The 18,905-nt window shown below is 66.9% G+C and carries 15 protein-coding genes; 7 read left to right on the top strand and 8 right to left on the bottom strand.

Annotated elements, in window-relative coordinates; translation table 11 throughout:
• The first annotated feature begins 479 nt into the window (after positions 1-479).
• Positions 480-1,898: an NCS2 family permease gene (locus F7R26_RS26470; protein WP_150991452.1), complete on the top strand. Its 1,419-nt coding sequence runs from the start codon at positions 480-482 to the stop codon at positions 1,896-1,898.
• A 166-nt stretch (positions 1,899-2,064) separates the two neighbouring features.
• Here the strand turns inward: F7R26_RS26470 and metC are convergent, their stop codons facing one another.
• Genes metC through F7R26_RS26445 form a run of 5 tightly spaced genes read right to left on the bottom strand, consistent with a single transcriptional unit; the run spans position 2,065 to position 6,536 of the window.
• Positions 2,065-3,273, bottom strand: a complete 1,209-nt coding sequence (metC, locus tag F7R26_RS26465; protein ID WP_150991455.1) for a cystathionine beta-lyase — start codon at positions 3,271-3,273, stop codon at positions 2,065-2,067.
• Between the two features lie 34 nt (positions 3,274-3,307).
• Complete coding sequence (locus F7R26_RS26460) at positions 3,308-4,165, bottom strand: amino acid ABC transporter ATP-binding protein (protein WP_150991458.1); 858 nt, start codon at positions 4,163-4,165, stop codon at positions 3,308-3,310.
• Positions 4,152-4,955: an amino acid ABC transporter permease gene (locus F7R26_RS26455; protein ID WP_150991461.1), complete on the bottom strand. Its 804-nt coding sequence runs from the start codon at positions 4,953-4,955 to the stop codon at positions 4,152-4,154. The genes F7R26_RS26460 and F7R26_RS26455 overlap by 14 nt, the downstream gene beginning before the upstream one ends.
• On the bottom strand, positions 4,942-5,688 hold the full coding sequence (locus F7R26_RS26450) for an amino acid ABC transporter permease (RefSeq protein WP_150991464.1): 747 nt from the start codon (positions 5,686-5,688) through the stop codon (positions 4,942-4,944). The genes F7R26_RS26455 and F7R26_RS26450 overlap by 14 nt, the downstream gene beginning before the upstream one ends.
• Positions 5,688-6,536, bottom strand: a complete 849-nt coding sequence (locus F7R26_RS26445) for a transporter substrate-binding domain-containing protein (RefSeq protein WP_150991467.1) — start codon at positions 6,534-6,536, stop codon at positions 5,688-5,690. The genes F7R26_RS26450 and F7R26_RS26445 overlap by 1 nt, the downstream gene beginning before the upstream one ends.
• A gap of 226 nt (positions 6,537-6,762) precedes the next feature.
• On the opposite strand from F7R26_RS26445, the gene F7R26_RS26440 reads away from it, so the two are divergent.
• On the top strand, positions 6,763-7,767 hold the full coding sequence (locus F7R26_RS26440; protein WP_150991470.1) for a tripartite tricarboxylate transporter substrate binding protein: 1,005 nt from the start codon (positions 6,763-6,765) through the stop codon (positions 7,765-7,767).
• 389 nt (positions 7,768-8,156) lie between these two features.
• Here the strand turns inward: F7R26_RS26440 and F7R26_RS26435 are convergent, their stop codons facing one another.
• Positions 8,157-9,107 (bottom strand): IS110 family transposase, encoded by a 951-nt coding sequence (locus F7R26_RS26435; protein ID WP_193692084.1) that lies wholly within the window; start codon positions 9,105-9,107, stop codon positions 8,157-8,159.
• A 222-nt stretch (positions 9,108-9,329) separates the two neighbouring features.
• Positions 9,330-11,612, bottom strand: coding sequence for a rhodanese-like domain-containing protein (locus F7R26_RS26430; protein ID WP_241754731.1), 2,283 nt, complete (start codon positions 11,610-11,612; stop codon positions 9,330-9,332).
• Between the two features lie 240 nt (positions 11,613-11,852).
• Here F7R26_RS26430 and F7R26_RS26425 point away from each other — a divergent pair, with 240 nt between their 5' ends.
• The 4 genes from F7R26_RS26425 to F7R26_RS26410 all read left to right on the top strand — a co-directional run bounded on the left by F7R26_RS26425 (position 11,853) and on the right by F7R26_RS26410 (position 15,857).
• Positions 11,853-12,476, top strand: a complete 624-nt coding sequence (locus F7R26_RS26425; RefSeq protein WP_150992220.1) for a cysteine dioxygenase family protein — start codon at positions 11,853-11,855, stop codon at positions 12,474-12,476.
• Positions 12,477-12,525: 49 nt separating this feature from the next.
• Complete coding sequence (locus tag F7R26_RS26420) at positions 12,526-14,151, top strand: rhodanese-like domain-containing protein (protein WP_150992222.1); 1,626 nt, start codon at positions 12,526-12,528, stop codon at positions 14,149-14,151.
• 111 nt (positions 14,152-14,262) lie between these two features.
• Positions 14,263-14,556 (top strand): helix-turn-helix domain-containing protein, encoded by a 294-nt coding sequence (locus tag F7R26_RS26415; protein WP_150992224.1) that lies wholly within the window; start codon positions 14,263-14,265, stop codon positions 14,554-14,556.
• On the top strand, positions 14,553-15,857 hold the full coding sequence (locus F7R26_RS26410; RefSeq protein ID WP_150992226.1) for a type II toxin-antitoxin system HipA family toxin: 1,305 nt from the start codon (positions 14,553-14,555) through the stop codon (positions 15,855-15,857). Before F7R26_RS26415 ends, F7R26_RS26410 begins: the two co-directional genes overlap by 4 nt.
• 22 nt (positions 15,858-15,879) lie before the next feature.
• On the opposite strand, the gene F7R26_RS26405 is transcribed toward F7R26_RS26410, so the two are convergent.
• Positions 15,880-16,596 carry an SDR family NAD(P)-dependent oxidoreductase gene (locus tag F7R26_RS26405; protein WP_150992228.1) on the bottom strand — a complete coding sequence of 239 codons (717 nt, stop codon included), beginning with the start codon at positions 16,594-16,596 and terminating at the stop codon, positions 15,880-15,882.
• A gap of 208 nt (positions 16,597-16,804) precedes the next feature.
• Here F7R26_RS26405 and F7R26_RS26400 point away from each other — a divergent pair, with 208 nt between their 5' ends.
• Positions 16,805-18,904 carry a TonB-dependent siderophore receptor gene (locus F7R26_RS26400; RefSeq protein ID WP_150992230.1) on the top strand — a complete coding sequence of 700 codons (2,100 nt, stop codon included), beginning with the start codon at positions 16,805-16,807 and terminating at the stop codon, positions 18,902-18,904.
• Position 18,905 lies beyond the last annotated feature (1 nt).

Raw genomic sequence — 18,905 nt, 5'->3', positions numbered from 1 at the left:
GGCCATGCAGTGTAGGGGCGAAGAGGCGAAACCGTCTAGCTGCCGCGCCCGCCGCCCCACCCCTTACCCAATGTCCCGGCAGTCATGACAATTTGGGCGGCATTCGCACAATCGCCGCTTTGGTAGTTGCCTTCCTGCCCGCGTCCAGCCACAATCCGCGCTTTTCCGAACGCCCCGCCTGCCGCGAGCGCAACCGGCCACTCATATTCAATTCCCAATGTCAGCCATGTTCCCGCCGTTATGAACGAATGCTGCCCCTCCCTTAGTCTTGCGCCATGTCGGACCGGCAGCGCCAGCACGGAGTGGCGAGCAAGCGGCCGACAGCGGCGTACCGGGCTGCATGCAGTGCCGAATGCGACACAGACCTTGTGCGCAGCGGCCCGCATGACGGCCTCGGCAACGACAACGAAAAAGCGAGACAGCCTGGGAATGAGCGACGTAGCCGCCGCCCCAGCGCACCACAAAGGAGACACTCCGCCATGCTTGAACAGCCGTTCCCCGGCCGTGCCACCGCCCCTGGCACCGACGCGATCGAGGCCAAGGCCATCGACGCCATCGCATCCGTGGAAGCCAAGGGCTTCCTCGACCGCTACTTCCAGATCAGCGAGCGCGGCAGCACCGGGCGCCGCGAGGCATTGGCCGGCGCCACCACCTTCATGGCCATGGTGTACTCCGTGTTCGTCGTGCCGGGCATGCTCGGCAAGGCGGGCTTCGATGGCAGCGCCGTGTTCGTCGCCACCTGCCTGACCGCGGCGTTCGGCTCCTTGTTGATGGGCGTGTGGGCCAAGCTGCCCATCGCCATCGGCTGTGCGATCTCGCTGACCGCTTTCACCGCGTTCGGGCTGGTGCTTGGGCAGGGGCTCTCCCCGGCCGTTGCGCTTGGCGCGATCTTCCTGATGGGCGTGGTCTTCACCGCCATTTCCGTGACCGGCGTGCGCTCCTGGATCCTGCGCAACCTGCCGGCCGGCGTGGCGCACGGCACGGGCATCGGCATTGGCTTGTTCCTGCTGCTGATCGCATCCAACGACGTGGGGCTGGTGATCAAGAACCCCGGCGCCGGCCTGCCGGTCACACTGGGCAAGATCACCGCCTTCCCGGTCGTCATGTCGATTCTCGGCCTGGCCGCCATCTTCGGGCTGGAACGGCGCCGGGTGCCGGGCGGCATCTTGCTGGTGATCGTCGCCATCTCCGCGCTGGGCCTGGCCTTTGATCCTGCCGTCAAGTTCACGGGCGTGTTCGCGCTGCCCGCGCTGAGCGCGCCGGGCCATGCCTCGCTGATCGGTGCGATGGACATCAAGGGGGCGCTGTCGCTGACGGTGCTGCCTAGCGTGCTGGCACTGGTGATGACGGCCGTGTTCGACGCCACCGGCACCATCCGCGCCGTTGCGGGCCAGGCGGGCCAGCTCGACGCGAAGGGCCAGATCCCCAACGGCGGCCGAGCCCTGACCACGGACTCGCTCAGCTCAATCTTCTCGGCCTTCTTCGGTGGCGCGCCCGCTGCGGCCTACATCGAATCGAGCGTTGGCGTGGCCGCCGGCGCAAAGACCGGCCTGGCCGCGGTGGTGGTCGGCCTGCTCTTCCTGGCAGTGATCTTCTTCTCGCCGCTGGCCGGGCTGGTGCCTTCGTACGCGACGGCACCTGCCCTGATGTATGTGGGCCTGTTGATGCTCAGCAGCGTCAGCAAGCTGCATATGGACGATATGGTCGACGCCATGGCCGGCCTGGTCTGCGCGGTCTTTATCGTGCTGACCTGCAATATCGTCACGGGCATCATGCTGGGCTTCTGCACCCTGGTGATCGGCCGCATCGTGGCCGGTGAATACCGCAAGCTGAACGTGGGCACCGTGGGCATCGCGCTGGCGCTGGCCGTGTTCTACGGCGGCGGCTGGGCAATCTGAGGCTTGACGGCCGCGGCACCGCCCGCGGCCGGTGTCGCCACGACAGCGGGTACTGAAAGCCAGCGCAACGATGACACTGGCTTTTTTGCGAAGCGGGCAAATTCCCGTCCCGCTTCTTTTTTTTAGCGGCCTTGCCCTCTCGCGAATGGCCGCAAATCGTGCAGACTCAGGCCGCCGCGCGCCGTTGCGGCACGGATGCCTGCACCGTCGCCGCCAGCCCCTGCGCCAGGTCGGCGATCAGATCCTCCGCTGCTTCCAGGCCGATATGCAGGCGGATCACCGGCTCGGCGCCACGCCAGTATGAGTGTTCCGCCAGGCGCTCCGGCGCTGCCACCTGCACCAGGCTTTCATAGCCGCCCCACGAAGCCCCCAGCCCGAACAAGCTCAGCGAATCCACCAGCTTGCGCGCCGCCGCCACATCGGCGCCGGGCAGCGAGAACGAGACCAGCCCGTTGGCGCCGGAGAAATCCCGCAGCCACAGCGCGTGGCCGGGGTCCGAGGGCAAGGCCGGATAGAACACGCGCCCTACCGCCTCATGCGGTTCCAGGAACTGTGCCACCGCCAAGGCATTGCGCTGGTGCTGCGCCAGCCGCACCGCCAGCGTGCGGATGCCGCGCAGCGCCAGGTAGGCATCGTCCGCGCTGATGGCCAGGCCGAAGCCATCGTAGGCATCGGCAATGCGGCGCGCCAGCCCCTCGTCCTTGACCACCACCGCGCCCTGCATCAGGTCGGAATGGCCGCTGATGTACTTGGTCGATGCCAGGATCGATACATCCACGCCGAGCGCCAGCGGCTGCAGCACATGGCCGGAAGCCCACGTATTGTCGGTGGCCACCACCACGCCATGGCGGTGCGCGATCTGCGCAAGGCGCGGCAGGTCCAGCACCTCGTACAACAGAGAACTGGGCGACTCCAGGTAGAGCAGCCGCGTGTTGGGGCGGATCAGCGCGTCCAGATCGTCCTGGCTGGGCGAGAAGTAGCTGACCTCGATGCCCAGGCGGCGTAGCAGCGTTTGCTCCAGCCTGCGTACCGGCGCATAGACGCTGTCCACCACCAGCGCATGGTCACCTGGCGACAGCAGCGCCAGGAAGGTCAGCGAGATCGCCGCCAGCCCCGAGGGCGCCAGGAAGGTGCGGTTGCCGCCTTCGAGTCCGGCAATCGCGTCTTCCAGCGCCCGGTGCGTATCCATGCCCTGCCGGCCATAGGAGCTGACACGCTCGCCGCGCGCATGGCGCGCCCGGATATCGTCATAGGCGTCCGAGTTCTCGAAGCGCACGGTGCTGGTGCGCACCACCGGCACATTGACCGGGCCGTGGCCCTGGACAAAGGGCGGCGTGCCGGCATGGATCAGTTGGGTATCGCGATGATGGCTCATGGTTCCTGGATAGGGATATTGGCTTGCGCCGCGCTCAGACGGCAAAGCGCAGCTTGTCGAACGAGAAAACGAAGGGATCGGCCTGTGCGCGCGGGGCTGCGCCGAGCGAGCGGTTGAGAAAGGCGCGCGTGCGCTCGCTGCGCGGCGCGCTGAAGATGCGGCTGGCCGGGCCATGCTCGACAATGCGCCCGCCTTCGGTGAAGTAAACCTCGTCGCTGATTTCTTCGGCAAAGCGCATCTCATGCGTCACCAGCAGGCAGGTCAGCCCCTCCTCGACCAGGTCGCCGATCACGGTCAGCACCTCGCCCACCGTCTCCGGGTCCAGCGCCGAGGTCACCTCGTCGAACAGGATCAGCTCGGGCTCCATCGCCAGCGCGCGGGCAATCGCCACGCGCTGCTGCTGGCCGCCGGACAGCTCGCCCGGATATGCGCCGGCCTTGTCGGCCAGGCGCACCTTGCGCAGCAACGCGATGGCCGTGGCCTCCGCCTGGGCGCGGCCGCGCCCCAGCACGCGCAACGGCGCGATGGTGAGGTTCTGCAGCACGGTCAGGTGCGGAAACAGGTTGTACTGCTGGAAGACAAAGCCCACACGCTTGCGCAGCGCAATGCGCTCGGCCTCGCTGCGCAGCTCGCGCACCGAAACACCGCCGACCGTCACCGTGCCCTGCTGCGGCTCCAGCAGGCCGGTAAGGCAACGCAGGATGGTGGACTTGCCCGAGCCGGACGGCCCGATGATGGACACCGCCTGCCCGCGCCGCACTTCCAGGTCGATGCCCTTGAGCACCGGGTTGCCGCCAAAGGCAAGGTGCACGTCCTTGAGCGCAACCAGCGGCGCGGCAGGCTCGGGGACCACGGACAACACGGGTCCGCCATTGTGTTCAGGCAACAGCATATTTTTGTTCCAGGAAACGGGTGAAGCGCGAAATCGGGTAGCACCAGGCAAAGAACATCGCCAGCACGGTGAAATAGATCAGCACGGTGAAGGCGGTCTGGTTGACGGTATTGCTGGCGATCTGCGCGGTATCGAGCAGATCGTGCACGCCCACCAGCGAGGCCAGCGCGGTGCCCATGGTGAGCGTGGCGTACAGGTTCATCCACGGCGGCAGCATGCGGCGCACGCATTGCGCAACGATGATCAGCCGCAGGATCTGCCAGCGCGAGAACGCCATCGAGCTGGCCGCCTCCCACTGCGTGAGCGGGATCGACTGCACCGCGCCGCGCAGCACCTCGGCCACGTTGGCGCTGGCCGGCAGCGCCAGCCCCACCACCACCTTGAACCAGTCGGGAAACGGCACGATATGGCTGCCGATATTCACCTCGAACGGGAAGACGTAGGTGGAGAAGTAGATCAGCACCAGCCAGGGAGCATTGCGGAACACCTGCACGTACAAATGCGCCGGGCGCGACAGCAGCGCCACCGGCGACAGGCGCAACGCGCCGACCAGCAGCCCGCCGGCCGTGCCCAGCAAGATCGCCAGCAGGCTCACGCCGATATTGACCAGGAAGCCGCGCGCCAGCGCCGGCGACCATTGCCAAGCGCTGGCCAGCGCGCGGGCCAGGTCCGGGTGGCGGGTCGCCGCGAGCGCCACCGCCACCAGCGGCAGGAGCCACAGCAGCCCAGCATAACGGCCGGCGCGCGACGTCGCGGGCGCGGCGAGGAAAGTGGAATCAGCGCTCGCCATAGCCGGGCATCCTTAGTCGAAGTTCCAGCCAGTTGCCCGCGTGGCTGACCACCCAGGTCAGCAGGCCGAAGAACAACAGCAGCAGCACCATCAGTTCCAGCACGTTGTCGCGCTGGGTCCAGATCATGATGGAGGCGTAGGTGATATCGCCCACCGCAATCGCGGACGCCACCGCCGTGGCCTTGACCAGCTCCACGGAATTGTTGACCAGGGCAGGCAGGGCAAAGCGCACCGCCAGCGGCAACTGCACACGCCAGAGCAAAGTACGGCGATCAAAGCCGAGCGACGCCGCCGCCTCGAGCGTGACCTTGGGCACCGCCTCGATGCCAGCGCGCAAGGCTTCGGCATGAAACACGCCCTTGTGCAGCGACAGCACTACCACCACCCACAGGAACGGCGTAAGCGGATTGGTCCGCTGCGCGTCCTGCAAGGCATGGGTGATCAGCATGTTGAGAACCAGGAAGGCGCAGTAGAGCTGTACCAGGGTCGGCGTATTGCGGGTGACTTCCACAAACGCGCGCGTGGCACCGGCCAGCAACGCGTTGCGCGAGGTCAGCGCCGCCGCCATTCCCACGCCGGCGACCAGGCTGCCGGCAAGGGTGCAAAGCACCAGCTCGATGGTTACCCAGGCGCCATGCACGAATGAGGCGCGGTCATAGGCATCGGCGAGGAACGCGTAGTTCAGGCCGATGCGGTGCGCCGCATCGATCCACCAGGCAATCGCTGCTTCCATCAGGAACGGCCGCCCTTGAACTTGTCATGCAGCTCGATCAGCGCAGGCGACGGCGGCAGGATGCCGGCCTTCTTCTCGGTGGCAACCAGCCAGCCGCTGCGATGCCAGTTCTGCACGATGCGGTCCACCGCGGAAATGGTGTCCTGCTCGCCCTTGCGAGTCCAGATCACAGTCGGCGCGGGATTGAGCTCAGGCAGCACGATGCGGTAGTTCTGCCATTCCGGGTTGCCCCGCACCAGCGGCTGCAGCAGCGTGTTGTCGTGCACGGCGCCGGCGCAGTTGTCACCGCGCAGCGCCAGCAGCGATTCCGCCGAGCCCTTGAAGCCCTTCGGGATGGCGCCGTATTCCACCTGCACGGGACGCGTATAGCTGCTGCCCTGCGAGATGCACACCGTCTTGCCCTTCAAGTCTTCCCAGCGGCGGATATCGCTTTGCTTGGGCACGATCACGGCGCCGCCCACGCGATAGTAAGGCGTAGGCACGTGGCCCAGCTGCTCACCGCGCTCGGCGTTGTATTCCATCGCCGCGATCAGCACGTCGACTTTGCCCTGCTGCAGGAACTGCACGCGATTGGACGGCTGCACCTGCACCGTTTCCAGCTCCACATTGAGCTGCCTGGCCAGGTCCTGCGCGAGGTCCGCATTGAAGCCGACGGGCTTTTGCGTGGCGGGATCGATCGAGCCGAAAGCGCTGCCAGACAGCATGATGCCGACCGCGATCTTGCCGCGCTGGCGGATCTTGTCGAGCGTGGCGTCGGCCTGCGCGGCGCCGGCAAAGAAGGTGCCGGCCAGCAAGGCGGCAGCGAAGGCGAGAAGACGTGGGGAGCGCAGCGAAAGAGTGCGGGTCATGGTGTGTTCGAGTTCTTGTTGGCTAAGTCGTGGTTGGTGCAATGCAGCCGACAAACTGTACGCAAGCACCGACGGGCACGGAACGAATAAATGAGCCAATCGTTATGCGCATTCCGTTGCCCGTGGCAGCACAGCGCGGCCGCATATCCATGCGCGGAAAGATTCGTTGGCCGCAGGGGCCACGCTTTCTAAGCTTGGCGCTCGATTCGCCTCAGGCACTACCGTCATGCAACGTCGCACCCTGTTCCGCACCCTTCTTTGCCTGCCCGTCGCCGCCGCCGCGGCCGCCATCGCTGGCGTACCTTTTCACAGTTATGCCACGCAGGCCCCGCAGGCTTTCCCTGCGCGTCCCGTGCGCATCGTGGTGCCGGTGGCGCCCGGCGGCAGTGCCGACAAGCTCGCACGAACGCTGGCGCTCAAGCTCAGCGAGAAATGGGGCCAGCCCGTGGTGGTGGAAAACGTGGTGGGCGCCAGCGGCACCCTGGGTGCCGCGCAGGTGGCGCGAGCCAAGCCGGACGGCTACACCTTGCTGCTGGGTGGCGAAGGCGTGACGCTGAACGCGTCGCTGTTCAAGACACTGCCGTACGATGCGAGCCGCGCGTTTCGCGGTGTCAGCAAGGCGGTGGTGAATCCGCAGATCCTGGTCGTCAGGCCGGATCTTGGCGTGCGCAACCTGCAGGACTACATCGCGCTGGCACGCAAGAAGCCCGGCGAGGTCACGCTTGGCCTGCCCGGCAATGGCGGCATTGCCCACGTGGCCCATGAAATGCTATCGCGCCAGACCGGCATCAAGGTCAACTACATTCCCTATGCCGGGGGCGCGCCCGCCACGGTCGACCTGCTTGGCGGGCACATCGACGCAACGCTGATCACGCTCGCGGCGGTGACCGATTACGTGCGCTCCGGCCGGCTGACTGCGCTGGCGGTGACCACGCCCTATCGCTCGAAGGCGCTGCCACAGGTGCCGACCATGGCGGAAGCAGGTGCCGCGGGTTTCGCGGTGGAAAGCTGGCAGGGGCTGCTTGCGCCTGCGGCTACGCCTGCTGATGTGGTGGATCGCATCAGCCGCGATGTTGCGGCTGTGCTTGATGTGCCGGCTACGCGGGGGCAGCTGGAGGATGCGGGGTATGTTGTGGTGGGGTCTTCGGCGCAGGAGCTGGATGCGACTTTGGCTCGGGATTTGCCTAGGTATGCTTTGGTGATTTTGGGGGCGGGGATGTCGTTGCGGTGAGTGTCGTTGCGGTGAGTGTCGTTGAGGTGAGTCAAAGGCAACTGCAGTTTCACCACCCCTGCGGGGCGGCGACCTACTTTCTTGTCTTGCCAAGAAAGTAGGCAAAGAAGGCGCGCCGGATGGGGCGACTTCCCCTCGTGATCCGGCGAAAAGAGCGGCCGGGACCCAAACTCGCATCGCCTTAAGGCGATACTCAGACATGGGTCCCTCTTTTCCGCTCTTTTCGCCGGATCCCGAGGCGCCCCATACGGCCTTGGCACACCTACACGGCTCGCTTCGCATCGCCGTGGGGGATTCCCGCCCCTTCGGGCGGGAATCCCGGCTACACCGAATCCTTCACATTGTCCGCTGGTTGGCTCCCCTCTCCCACTTGTGGGAGAGCAACCGTGTCAAGCGGGCAGTTTGTTTTCCCACGGCTGACCGGTCTTCGCCATGGTATTGAGGACTGTCAGCAGCTTGCGCATGCAGGCAGTCACGGCGAGCTTGAATGGCTTACCGGTAAGACTCAAGCGCTCATAGAAACTACGGATGGCAGGGTTATGACGAATCGCAGTTACCGTCGCCATATACAGCACATTGCGCACCTCGGCTCGACCGCCGCGGATGTAGCGTTGTCCCCGGCGCTTGCCACTGTCGTCGTTAAACGGCGCCACGCCGACCAGCGCTGCGATCTGCTGGCGGTTGAGCTTACCCAACTCGGGCAGTCGCCCCAGCAGGGTGAACACGCTGACTTTGCCAATGCCCGGCACACTGCTAAGCAATTCCACTTTGTGCTTCCATACGTCACTGGTGCGCAGCTTGTGGGTCATATCGATATCGAGCGACTTGATACGGGCGTCCAACCATTCGATATGCTCTTTCAGGCTCTTGATGGCAAGCGGCGGCGCAGTGGCGACTCGAGCCTTCTCTTGCGCCCGCATGACCACGAGCTGGCTGCGCCGGTCCAACAGGTCAGCAAATTCGCGCTGCGCCTCGTCGGGCAACGGACGCACTGGCGGCCGGATCTGCTGGGCAAAACGCGCCAGCACGCGCGCGTCGAGCCGGTCGGTCTTGGCCAGAATCCCGCAAGCTTTGGCGAAGTCGCGCACCTGCTTGGGGTTGACAACTGCGACCGGCAATCCGGCACCAGCCAGCGCGATACTGACGCTGGTTTCATAACCGCCTGTCGCCTCAAGCACGATGCGATCGATTTGACCTTCGTCGTTGTGCTCGGCCAGGTATGCCAACAGCGAAGCGATACCCGCTTCGTCATTGATGAACTGCAAGCTCGCGCTGTCAGGCAAAGAGTCCAGATCCAGCGTGTTCTTGCTAACGTCGATTCCTACAACCTTGATATCCATTTGGCTTATCCCATCCTTGTGACCATTCGGCGTGCTGCCATCCAACCGTTCGGGCTTAGGCTAAACGCTATCAAAAATGGAAGCCTCGATCCTCGCTCTCCCTCGAACTTGGGCTTTCGCCCAGGGCATGGGGCCATCGATCTGAGGCTTCCAGGACATATTTTCCGACATACAAGGGGCCGGGGGAGAGGGCGGGTGCTGGCCGAAGCGATGCCTTTGCGCCTACGGCTGGCTGTAATCCACCAGCCGTACCGGCAGATCACCGTCGCGTTCTAGTTGATCGACCAGGCCGATTTCCCAGTTCAGGTAGGCGTGCATCTCGGACTTCCGGCGGCTTTCATCCTCGTAGGCGTAGGCGCTGTACCACGCGTCTTCGTCGCCGGTCAGGATGCGCGCTGCGGCGGCTGTGCCGGCTTCGCCGGATTCCGTTGGCAGGCCAAGCGCTTGCCAGCGTGCGTTGCCGCCGAGCAGCGCGCGTACGTCGCGCTGGCTGGTGCGGCGCAACTCGGCCGCTACCGCTTGCGCCAGCACGCCATCGGATGACGTCACCACGATGATGTCGTCGGCACTGGCCTGCTCCAGCACCAGCGCGACCTTCTCCGGCGTGGCGAACCATGCGCCGGGCAGGTGGCCGCGTCGGAATGCCAGGCTGCTATCCACGTCCGCCACCGTGACCCCGCCCTGCGCTTGCAGCGCGGACAGCGATGCGGCTTCGATCCATGGCGCTTCGACCTCGGAGGCCCGCAGCACGCGCACAGGCTCGGGGCCGGATTCGCGCGGTGCCAGCGGTGCCGGGCGGAACAGGTAGACCTCATGCCCGCTGAACTGGGCCAGCCAGGCTGCCGTGATCTGTGCGCGCACGCCATCCCAGTCGGCCAGCACGATGCGGGCGCGGCGGGTGCCGGCGTAGGCGTCGGTGGCCTGCACCAGCTGGCCGCCGGGGGCGCTGCGCCAGCCCGGCAGGTGGCCTGCGGCGTATTCCTCGGGCGAGCGGACGTCGAAGCGGTACAGCGTGCGGTCATCCGCCTGCTGCGCGAAGGCGGCTAGCTGCGCCGCATCGATATGTTGCACGCCAGCGCGCTGCGCTACGCGGGCGGCCCGTTCACGCGCCGCGGCCTGGGCGGCTTCGCCGGGCTGTGGCGCGAAACGGGTCTGGCCGTGGTCGAGCTGGTAGCCGGCCAGCAGCCATGCCATGGTGCCGTCCTTGAGCGACACCACGCGATTGGGAATGCCGGCGTTGATCAACGTCTGCGCGCCCACGATGCTGCGCGTGCGGCCGGCGCAATTGACCACCACCAGCGTCTCGGGATCAGGCGCGATCTCACCGATGCGGTAGACCAGCTCAGCGCCCGGGCAGTCCACCGCGCCGGGAATGCTCATGTTCTGGAATTCCGTGAAGGGGCGGCTGTCCACCACCACCACATTGTCGCCACGCGTCTGGTGCAGCTTGAGCGCCTCGGCGGTGATCCACGGCGTGTGCAGCTCGTGCTCGATCACTTCGCCGAAGGCTTTGCTGGGCACGTTGGTGCCGCTGAAGATTTCATAGCCGGCGGCCTGCCAGGCACGCGTGCCGCCCTCCAGCACGGATACGTTGGTATAGCCAAAGCGCAACAGCTTGGCCGCGGCCGCGTGGGCGATATCCTCGGCCAGATCCGTCACCACAATGCGCGTGGTGCGGCGCGGCACCAGCCGGTCGATCGTGGTTTCGAGCCGGCCCAGCGGGGCGGGCACGGCGAACAACAGGTGCTCGCGTGAGAAAGCGCCCTCTTCCCGCGCATCCAGCACAGCGAGCTCCTCCCCCTGCGCAATGGCGCGCTTGAGCGCGGCCGGGCTCACCAGCGGATGGCGGATCAGCGCGGGCGCGGCAAAGGTGCGGTAGCTGTATTGCGTGCCGCCCTCGGGCGCGGGGTCGAACTTCACGCGCTCGCTCAGGCGGGGCAGCGTGAGGCCGTAGAAATGCAGGTGCAGGCCGGGCGTGTCGCCGATCAGTTCGATGGTATGCACATCGGTTGGCGATAGCGTGATGGCATTGCCTGCCTGCACGTCGAGCTGGCGCAGCGGCTCCAGCGTGTCGAGCCCGGGCTTGCTGCCCGGGCTGCGGTGAAAGATCACGTTGCGCTCCACGCCGCGCACACCGGCAATCACCGCCCAGGTGGTGTGGTCGTGCGGCGGCTGTGCCTTGCCCGGCAGGCCGGCCGAGGCGAACAAGGCGAAGCGGCCGTCCGGGTCTTCCGCCAGCCGGTAGATCGCGGCGGGCCTGGCCGCATCCACGGGGAAATGCGCCGGCGGGAACAGATGCGCCTGGCCAGCCAGCGCCACCAGTTCGTCGGCGATCGCGGCCAGCGGCGTCTTGTCGGCGGCGTGGCCGCCGGCGATCTCTCGGGCGCGGGCGATGAAGGCGGCGACCGCCGCGGCGCGGGCGCCGCTCACGTGGTCGGCAACGGCCGTGGCTTCGGCGCTTGCGTCAGTATCGGCCAAGGTCTGGGACAAGTCGGTAATGGTCATGGCGGGAAGCTCTTGAAAATGCTGGGCAGGTTGAAGCCTAAAAGATGTTGCACCGGGCGCTAACGAATCAGATCGCAGATCGTTATGCCGTGCCTGGCGCGGACATCATGCCGTCTTGCACCAGATCAAAACCGAATATGCATCGGCGATATTGTTCGTTCTTCCCGGGTCCCGCACTCCGTAGAGTGGAGCACGGCCGCCACCTGCCACGGCATCGTATTCATAACAGGATCTCCCCCCATGACGACCCAGACCAACCAGACCGACCAGCAAAACCAGCGCAATGCGGCCATTGCCGCCACCCTCGCCGAGGTCAGCGCACTGACGGCACAGCGCGAGGTGGATCGCGCCACGCTCGGTCAGATCACCGCCGCCCTGCAGAAGCTGGCCGACCAGAAGGACCTGTTCGGCTTTGCCGATTTCCCGCCGCCCAGCGACGGCACCACCACCTCTACCCGCTACCGCCTGAGCGGAGAAGGCCAGTTGCCGGCGCTCTACCTCAATTCGATCGTGCCGGGCAAGAAGACCATCCCGCACAACCATGACACGTGGGCCGTCATCGTGGCCGTGCAAGGCGATGAGCTCAACCGCGTCTACCGCCGCACCGACGACGGCAGCAACCCCGAGCGCGCCAGCATCGAACTGGAGCGCGAGCTGGTGGTGCGCCCGGGCACGCCGATCAGCTTCCTGCCGCAGGACATCCACAGCATCCACGTGGTGGGCGACGCCCCCACACTGCACTTCCACCTCTACGGCCGTCCACTCGAAACGCTGACGGGACGCATCGGCGTGGAGCTGGAGACCGGGCGCATCGTCAACTACAACGCCACGCAGATGAACCGCAGCGAGAAAGCAGCGGCCTGACATTGCGGCCAAGACGACAGCCCCATCCCTTGTTCACGCGGAGCACGCCATGACCCAATCCATCGACGCCGTCACCTTGCGCGGCTGGCTTAACGACGGCCAGCCCCTGGCGCTGTTCGACGTGCGCGAGCACGGCCAATATGGCGAGGGCCATCCCTTCTTCGCCGTGCCCCTGCCCTACAGCCGGCTGGAGCTGGATGTTGCCCTGCTGGCGCCGCGCCTGGCCGAGCGCATCGTGCTGCTCGACGCCGGCGACGGCGTGGCCGAGCTGGCGGCACAGCGGCTGGCTAGCCTGGGCTACAGCAATCTCACGCTGCTGGCGGGCGGTGCCGCAGCGTGGGCCGCGGCCGGCTACACCTTGTTCAAGGGCGTCAACGTACCATCGAAGACGTTTGGCGAACTGGTCGAGCACCAGCAGCACACGCCGCGCCTGAGCGCTGCTGAGCTGGTGGCGCGCCGCGACAGCGGCGAGCCGCTGGTGCTGGTGGATGGCCGCACCTTTGCCGAGCACCAGAAGATGACCATCCCCGGCGCGCACAGCCTGCCCAACGGCGAGCTGGCCCTGCGCCTGGCGGCGCTGCTGCCGGATGCGCAGACCACCGTGGTGGTGCACTGCGCCGGGCGCACGCGCAGCATCATCGGCGCGCAGACGCTGCGCAACCTTGGCCTGCCCAATCCGGTGCTGGCGCTGGAGAATGGCACGCAGGGCTGGTACCTGGCCGACCACGCGCTCGAGCATGGCAGCCAGCGCCGCTACCCGGCGGCCCCGCCGGCCAGCGAGCTGGCCGAGGCGCGCGCTCGCTCGGCCCGGCTGCTGCAGCGCGCCGGCTTGCCCGCGCTGTCGGCCACGCAGGCGCAGCAGTGGCTGGACGATGAGAGCCGCACCACCTACCTGCTGGATATCCGCACTGCCGAGGAATTCGCGCAAGGCTCGATCGACGGCGCGCGGCACGCACCCGGCGGCCAGCTGGTGCAGGCCACCGACCAGTACATCGGCGTACGCGGCAGCCGCGTGATCGTGTTCGACGACGATGGCGTGCGCGCACCGGTGGTGGCCAGCTGGCTTTACCAGCTGGGCTATGAGAGCGCCGTGCTCGCGCACGGCGTCAATGCCGCCATCAAGGCGAGCGCGCCGCCGCGCACCCTGCCCGCCCACGCCCTGCCGGTGCTCGACGCCAACCTGCTGCGCGCGCTGTACGCACAGGCGCCCGACGCGCTGCGCATCGACCTGCGCGAAAGCGCCGAATACGCCCGCGGCCACGCCGAAGGCGCGGCCTGGTCGATCCGCCCGCGCCTGCCCGCCACGCTGGACCGCCTTGGCGCCACCCCCGACCAGCCAGTCATCCTGATCGCGAGCGAGCCGCACATCGCCAACCTGGCCGGGCAGGATCTGCTGGCCGCCGGCTACCGCCACGTGTACCGGCTGGCGGAGGGCTACCGCACCTGGCAGGCCGCGGGGCTGCCCGAGGCGGCCGAGCCGGTGGGGCTGCCCCCGGAAGCGCGTATCGACTACCTGTTTTTCGTGCACGACCGGCACGAAGGCAACAAGGACGCCGCGCGCGCCTACCTGGCCTGGGAAACCGGGTTGATTGCGCAGTGCGCGCCGGATGAGCTGGGCCACTTCCGCGTTCTGGCGTCCGCAGGGCAAGCGGCAGACCAGAGCAAGGCGGCCTGATCGCACAGGCTATTATGCTATGACATGTTTATTTGAGATATATTATGCAATGACATAATAAACGCTGTCGTGTGCTATGCTATTTCATATCTTTTGATGTGAAAATATGCCATGGCATCATTCTTTGATCAGCTCCAGGCACGCCGAGCCACACGCAAATCCTCGCTGGGGGAAGTGGCCCGGCTGATCGGCATGGCGCCGTCCAACCTGACCACAGCGCTGAGCGGCCGCAGCGATGTGCGCGCCTCCACACTCGAAGCCGTGGGTGCCGCGCTCGATGCGGAATGGGTCCTGGTGCCACGCGAGCACCTGCTCGCCGTGAAGCGCCTGGTCGAGGGCAAGGACAGCGGGCCGGACCGCGAGGCCAAGACCTCGGTGGAAATGTTCCTGGAGCAGGAATCATGAGCACCGGGCTACGCCCCCGCTATCTGGAAGTGCATCTGCACGGCGTGCTGTGCGGCCATTTGTGCGAGGTGGGGCGCACCTGCCGCTTCGTGCCGGCGGAAGCCTTCCGCGGCGACCCGCTGCGGCCCACGCTCAGCCTTTCGCTGACCTTCCCCGGCAACGACACACTGACCGCCTCGGTGCTGTCCAACCCTTTCCATCCCGCGCTGTACAACACCAACGCGGCGCTGCCGCCCTACTTTGCCGGGCTGTTGCCCGAGAGCGAGCTGCGCAAGCGCCTGGAGGCCACGCGCCACCATCCCGAAGACCGCGACGATTTCGGCATTCTGGCCGCCGCCGGCGACGACCTGCCGGGCGCGGTGGTGGTGCGCCCCGCGCCCATCGACGCCCTGCCCGAGCACGTGCGCACCGTCGGCGTGACGGGCGGCGCGGACAACCTCGAAATTGCCGTGATCGAAGGCGCCACCGAAGGCGCGGCCTCGGTCTCGGGCGTGCAGAACAAGCTGGCGCTGTCCACCGCGCATGCCGGCAAGCGCTACACCATGCCCACCCACGGGCACCTCTCCGACCTGATCGCCAAGCTGCCCGCGCGCAATGACGACAGCCAGGTCTTCAACGAATACGTGTCGATGCAGCTGGCGCAGGCCGCTGGCGTGGCGGTGGCGCCGTGCCGGCCCGCGCCGCTTGCCGCCATCGAGGTCGAGGGGCTGGCCGAGGCCCTTGGCCCCGGCCTGCACTTCCTCGCCGTGGACCGCTTCGACCGCGAGCCCGGCGGGCGCGTGCATGCCGAAGACGGCTGCCAGTTGCTGACCCGCATGCCCAACCGCAAGTATGGCGGCCATGACGCCTACGCCGCCCTGGTGCAACTGCTGGAGCGCCTGAGCGTGCGTGGCATCGAAGACGTGCGGCAGTTCTTTATCCGCCAGGCCGTCAATACCCTGCTGGGCAACAGTGACGCTCACCTTAAGAACTTCTCCTTCCTGTACCGCAACGGCGTCGCCCCCGAGCTCTCGCCCGCTTACGACATCGTCAGCGTGGCCGCCCTGCCGGGCTTTGCCGGCTTCGGCCAGAATGTGGCCATCGACCGCCAGCAGCGCGAGCAAACCCTGCAGACCTACCGCGAGTTCGCGCGCAAGGCCCGGATCGCCGAGCGCATCGCCACCGCCGCCGTGAAGGACGCGGTGGCGATGGCGCACGAGCGCTGGCCGGCATTGCTGGAGCAGCTGCCGGCGCCGGCGGGCATGCGTGCCGTGGTGCTGGAACGGCTGGCGACATTGCCGCTGGCACGGCGCAAGGCGTAGAGACCTCTTGGCTCAACGCCGCTCAGCTCAGCCCATCCAGCACCACATGCTGCCCATGGATCGCCTGCGCCGCGTCCGAGGCCAGGAAGGCAATGGCGCGTGCCGCCGACGCGGTGGAGACCCAGTCGGTGGGATCGGCGGCGGGCATGGCCTGGCGGTTGGCATGGGTATCGAGCGTGCCCGGCGCCACGCTGTTGACGTTGACGCCGGCCCGGCGCACCTCGTGCGACAAGCTCTCCACCAGACGCTGCAACGCACTCTTTGAGGCGCAGTAGGCGCCCATCGCGGCGGCCCCGCTGGCGGCGCCGCGCGCGGTCACAGCCACGACCTTGCCGGTGCCCTGCGCAAGCATGGCGGGCAGCAGATGCTGCATGACGGCCACCAGCGACCAGGCGTTCAGGTCCATCATCCGCATCCACGACTCGCGGCTGAGCGCTTGCACGGGCTCGCCCATCTCGAAGCCGCCGGCCACGTGCACCAGCACATCCACGCCGCCGAAGGCGTCGAGGATGCTGCGCGCTGCCACGGCCATGCTGTCCGTCGAGGTCACGTCCGCCGCCAGCAACAGGTGCCAGTCCGCGGCCTCGGGCACCGGCGCGTGCGCGCGCAGCACTTCCACGTCGCGGTCGATCAGGGCCAGCCGCGCCCCCTCGTCCGCGAACGCCTGGGTAACGGCGCGGCCAAGCGCGCCACCGGCGCCGGTAATCACGATGCGGCGGGGGGATGCCGACGATGCCATGGTGTTCTCCTGTTCGGGCTTCTGCCTCCTAGTCACCATAGTCTGCCGCGCTTGAGGTGGAAAGCGCGTTGCAAGGCGAGGCGCAAAACCGGCGCATGCATTCGGCACCGCCGTCCCGGGCTAAGCACAGCCCGGTTTCATTACAAAATCTAACAAACGATAATAATTATCATTTACAATCCGGCGCTTTCAGCACTCTCGCAGCACCATGCTCACTCGCCACCTGATTGCCCCGGCCGCCCTGGGCTGCCTGTTCTCCCCTGCCATGGCCCAGGCCGCACCGGACGCCGAGACCACTTTGCCGTCCGTCACGGTCAGCGCCGCCGAAGACCCCCGTGCCGACACCGGCTTTGCCACGCGCCGGGCAGCTGGGGTGACCAAGTCCGGCACGTCCGCGGCGGACAGCGCGCAGTCCATCACCGTGATCACGCGCGACCTGATGGACAGCCAGCAAGCGCAAACCCTGGGGGACGCACTGGCCAATTCCGCCGGCGTGGTTACCAATGTCTACGGCCGGCGCGGCTGGGACGACTTCATCATCCGCGGCCAGCGCGCATCGGAATCGGTCTTTGTCGATGGCCTGCTGGTCGAGTCCAACAACCGCGTGGCGCAGGAGCTGTTCGGCGCGCAGCGCGTGGAAGTGCTCAAAGGCCCGGCCTCGGTATTGTTCGGCAAGGTGCAGCCGGGCGGCATGGTCAATATCGTCAGCAAGCGCCCCACGCCCGAACTGTTTGGCGAACTGGGGCTGACGGTAGGCAACTACGGCTTTCGGCAGGCCACAGCGGACGTGGGCACGCCGTTGTCGGCAAACGGCAAGGCCGCGCTGCGCGTCAACGCCCTGGCGATGAACAGCGACGACGCGACCGACTACGTCTATTACCGCAACCGCTATATCGCGCCGTCGCTGTCGCTGGACCTGGGCACGCGCACCGACCTGACCCTGCTGGCGAGCCACAACGAGCGGCAATACGTACGCCAGCAAGGCCTGCCCGTGAATGGCACGCTCACCGCCAACCGCAACGGCACCCTGCCCAATAGCCGCTTTACCGGCGAGCCGGGCCTGGCGCCATATGACGGCGAGCAGAACCGGCTGGGCTATGCGCTGACCCACCGCTTCGATTCCGGCTGGACGCTGAACCAGAATTTCCGCTGGCAAACGCTGTCGCTGGCCGGCACGCTGATCGCTGGCGGCACCATGGCCGTCAACAGCCAGTTGCTCAACCGCAGCGGCACGCAGCAGGATTTCTCCGGCACCACCATTGGCGTGGATACCAACCTGCAGCGGCGCTTCGAGCTTGCCGGGCAGCAGCATGAGATCACGCTCGGCGTGGACTACAACCGCAGCAACGAGAGCCGCCTGCAGCGCACCTGCCGCGTCGCGGCGCTGAACGTCTACAACCCGGTCTATGGCGCAGCCGTGAACTGCCCCAGCGCCTACAGCCTGAACCAGGAAGACAACGTCAGCACGCTGGGCTTCTACGCGCGCGACCAGGTGCGCTTTGCCGAGCGCTGGCTGCTCACCGCCGGCCTGCGCCACGACACCGCCCGCACCAGCACCACGGACCGCCTGGCCGCCACGCGCCTGGACGACACCGCGCGGGCCGTCACCGGCAGCGCCGGGCTGATGTTCGACCTGACCAGCTGGGCACGTCCCTATGTCAGCTACGCGACCTCGTTCCTGCCCAATAGCGGCACCGACGTCAACGGCGGCACCTTCAAGCCCGAGACGGGGCGCCAGGCCGAGGTGGGCATCAAGTTCGACTTGCCCAACAAGAGCGGCCTGGTGACGCTGTCGGCCTTCGACCTGACCCGGCGCAACGTGCTGAGCTCGGACCCGGTCAATACCGGCTTCAGCATTGCCACGGGCGAGCAGCGCACGCGCGGGCTGGAGGCAGAGCTGACAGCGGACCTTGGCGGCGGCTGGAGCCTGGCCGGCGCCTATGCCTACATCGCCAGCGAGGTCACGGAAGATACCGTTGCCGCCAATGTGGGCAAGCCGCTCAACAACGTGCCCCGGCACAGCGTCTCGCTTTGGGGCACCAAGCATTTCCGCGGGCCGCTGGCAGGCTGGTACGCCGGCGCCGGCATGCGCGCGGAAAGCGCCAAGCGCGGCTACACCTTCAACTACACCGTGCCCGGCTACGCGGTGGCGGACCTTGGCGTGGGCTATGTGGCATCGCACTGGAAGGCCGCGCTCAACGTCAAGAACGTGTTCGACAAGGCGTACTACGCCGGCGGCCTGAGCAACAACATCGTGCCGGTGGGCAATCCCCGTACGGTCATGCTCAACGTGGCGCTTAACTACTAAG

The sequence above is a fragment of the Cupriavidus basilensis genome (assembly GCF_008801925.2).
GTDB lineage: Bacteria > Pseudomonadota > Gammaproteobacteria > Burkholderiales > Burkholderiaceae > Cupriavidus > Cupriavidus basilensis.
Note: the sequence above shows the minus strand (reverse complement) of the source record. Positions and strands in the feature narration are given on the sequence as shown.

What these genes read in the sequence shown, in the direction of transcription:
- F7R26_RS26470 (WP_150991452.1), top strand. Translation starts at nt 480, where the DNA reads ATGCTTGAACAGCCGTTCCCCGGCCGTGCCACCGCCCCTGGCACCGAC.
- metC (WP_150991455.1), bottom strand. Translation starts at nt 3,273, where the DNA reads ATGAGCCATCATCGCGATACCCAACTGATCCATGCCGGCACGCCGCCC.
- F7R26_RS26460 (WP_150991458.1), bottom strand. Translation starts at nt 4,165, where the DNA reads ATGCTGTTGCCTGAACACAATGGCGGACCCGTGTTGTCCGTGGTCCCC.
- F7R26_RS26455 (WP_150991461.1), bottom strand. Translation starts at nt 4,955, where the DNA reads ATGGCGAGCGCTGATTCCACTTTCCTCGCCGCGCCCGCGACGTCGCGC.
- F7R26_RS26450 (WP_150991464.1), bottom strand. Translation starts at nt 5,688, where the DNA reads ATGGAAGCAGCGATTGCCTGGTGGATCGATGCGGCGCACCGCATCGGC.
- F7R26_RS26445 (WP_150991467.1), bottom strand. Translation starts at nt 6,536, where the DNA reads ATGACCCGCACTCTTTCGCTGCGCTCCCCACGTCTTCTCGCCTTCGCT.
- F7R26_RS26440 (WP_150991470.1), top strand. Translation starts at nt 6,763, where the DNA reads ATGCAACGTCGCACCCTGTTCCGCACCCTTCTTTGCCTGCCCGTCGCC.
- F7R26_RS26435 (WP_193692084.1), bottom strand. Translation starts at nt 9,107, where the DNA reads ATGGATATCAAGGTTGTAGGAATCGACGTTAGCAAGAACACGCTGGAT.
- F7R26_RS26430 (WP_241754731.1), bottom strand. Translation starts at nt 11,612, where the DNA reads ATGACCATTACCGACTTGTCCCAGACCTTGGCCGATACTGACGCAAGC.
- F7R26_RS26425 (WP_150992220.1), top strand. Translation starts at nt 11,853, where the DNA reads ATGACGACCCAGACCAACCAGACCGACCAGCAAAACCAGCGCAATGCG.
- F7R26_RS26420 (WP_150992222.1), top strand. Translation starts at nt 12,526, where the DNA reads ATGACCCAATCCATCGACGCCGTCACCTTGCGCGGCTGGCTTAACGAC.
- F7R26_RS26415 (WP_150992224.1), top strand. Translation starts at nt 14,263, where the DNA reads ATGGCATCATTCTTTGATCAGCTCCAGGCACGCCGAGCCACACGCAAA.
- F7R26_RS26410 (WP_150992226.1), top strand. Translation starts at nt 14,553, where the DNA reads ATGAGCACCGGGCTACGCCCCCGCTATCTGGAAGTGCATCTGCACGGC.
- F7R26_RS26405 (WP_150992228.1), bottom strand. Translation starts at nt 16,596, where the DNA reads ATGGCATCGTCGGCATCCCCCCGCCGCATCGTGATTACCGGCGCCGGT.
- F7R26_RS26400 (WP_150992230.1), top strand. Translation starts at nt 16,805, where the DNA reads ATGCTCACTCGCCACCTGATTGCCCCGGCCGCCCTGGGCTGCCTGTTC.